The sequence below is a fragment of the Streptomyces sp. NRRL WC-3549 genome (assembly GCF_000721935.1).
In the GTDB taxonomy this organism is placed as follows: domain Bacteria; phylum Actinomycetota; class Actinomycetes; order Streptomycetales; family Streptomycetaceae; genus Streptomyces.
This window is the reverse complement of the sequence record NZ_KL585393.1, coordinates 61,458-63,257: the sequence shown is the minus strand read 5'-3', so window position 1 is coordinate 63,257 and position 1,800 is coordinate 61,458. Positions and strand designations below refer to the sequence as shown.

At 71.4% G+C, this 1,800-nt stretch carries 2 protein-coding genes and 1 pseudogene; all 3 read right to left on the bottom strand.

Going from position 1 to position 1,800, the window contains the following annotated elements:
* A pseudogene (locus IH13_RS0110160) lies at positions 1 to 247 on the bottom strand (hypothetical protein); the annotation flags it as partial.
* A gap of 165 nt (positions 248 to 412) precedes the next feature.
* Positions 413 to 1,051, bottom strand: coding sequence for a peptide deformylase (gene def, locus IH13_RS0110155; RefSeq protein ID WP_031083058.1), 639 nt, complete (start codon positions 1,049 to 1,051; stop codon positions 413 to 415).
* Between the two features lie 76 nt (positions 1,052 to 1,127).
* On the bottom strand, positions 1,128 to 1,800 hold a 673-nt coding region (locus IH13_RS0110150), incomplete at its 5' end, for a hypothetical protein (RefSeq protein ID WP_063837424.1).

The window sequence follows — 1,800 nt, the reverse complement described above, 5'->3', positions numbered from 1 at the left end:
CCTGTCTCTTATACACAGATGTGTATAAGAGACAGTCCACGGCCAGCACCGAGTTGTACCCCGGGTAGCCCGCGACCCTGATCTGGAGCTGGGTGACGTCGTTCCCGGTGGCGCCGGACGAGAGCGTGCGGGTCCAGGTGAAACAGCCGTCGGCCTGCGCGGTGCCCGCGGTCACCAGGGCGCCACCGGCCGCGAAAGCCATGACCATGACAAGACCGAGCAGGGCGTGTGCGGTGCGTCTGAGCATGGGGTCTCCCTACGGTGAGGTGTGGCGACGAGCCTGTCGGAAGGGGTCTACCCGCGTCAACCACGCGTCGGGAAATAGGCGCCGCCCTGTACCCGGGCCCGACGGGACGGTACGGTGCGGGGCCCGCGCCGGAGAACCGGCGGGGCCCCGTACCGGCGGCGGCCCTCAGTCGTTCGGGACGACCGGGTAGCGCGGCGTGCCCTCCGCCATCTGCTTCAGCGCGTCCTTGCGGTCCCGCTTGGAGAGCCGGTCGATGTACAGGTAGCCGTAGAGGTGGTCGGTCTCGTGCTGGAGGCAGCGCGCGAAGTAGCCGGTGCCCCGCACCCGCACCTCCCTGCCCTTCACGTCCTGTCCGCGTACCACCGCGTAGTCGGGGCGGGCCAGCCCGGCGTAGGCCGTCGGGACGGAGAGGCAGCCCTCGTTGGAGTCGTCGAGGTTGCGCAGCTCGGGGGCGAGCTCCTCCAGCACCGGGTTGCAGATCGCGCCGACGTGCCGTACGCCCTCGTCGTCCATGCAGTCGTAGACGAAGACCTTGCGGTCCACGCCGATCTGGTTGGCGGCCAGGCCCACGCCCTCGGCCGTGCGCTGACTGGCGAACATGTCGTCGACCAGCCGGCCCAGCTCGTCGTCGAACTCCGTGACGGTCGCGCACTCCTTGTGCAGGACCGGGTTGCCCACCACCGTGATCGGACGGGAGGTTCCGCGCTCACGGTGTGCCGTCTCGCGCGCCTCGCAGTCCTCGGTGTCCACGAGGAAACCCTCGTCGTCCACGCCGACCTGCTCGTCCGTCTCCTGCTGCGACATGTCCGCCGTACGCCTTCCTGCGAATACCCGTGGGAAACGCACCGGATCCGGTGCCCGTACAGCCTACGGGCACCGCTCAGCAGACTTCTTCCAGATCCCGCCACTCGCGGCTGTCCGGGCTGTCCGCGACCCAGCCGTCCAGCAGTCCGCGCACCAGGGCGGGCGGCGCGGCTATGCCGCACTCGCGCTCCGGGACCCACAGCTCACCGGCGGTGCGGTGGCCCAGCGGCCCGGGGTGGCCCGGCTCGCTGTGGTCGTGCGGGTCGAGGTGCTCGCCGTCGCCCTCGTCGCTCTCCATCCGGCTCTCCGAACAGGCCCGGCAGAGCAGCCGCACGGAGGACGACCAGTCCTCGGCGGCGAAGCCGGCGTCGGAGGCGAGCCGCTCCAGCGCGTCCCGGTCCGACTCGGTGGCCGCCTCCAGCAGCACCACCCAGGTCGGCACCGGGGAGGGCGCCCACAGCTCGATCTCGTCGAAGACCGGGTAGGAGGGGCCGGCCGCCGTGATCCGCTCGCCGTTCGGGACCCCGTCGTGCAGGACGACCTCGCCCCAGCGCCGCCCGGAGGACGGCAGCGGGATCGACAGCACCTCCATGCGGGCCGGGTCCAGCCGGCGGCCCCAGACCACCTCGGCCTCGCCCTCGGGCGAGAGCCGGACGGCGGCACTGCCCAGCTCCATGCCCGTGGGCTCGCTGGTGGAGGCGGCGTCGTGCTGGGCGCTGCCCGGCACCTGTCTCTTATACACATCTCTG

Coding starts and splice junctions, on each gene's coding strand:
- def (WP_031083058.1), bottom strand. CDS start 1,051: ATGTCGCAGCAGGAGACGGACGAGCAGGTCGGCGTGGACGACGAGGGT.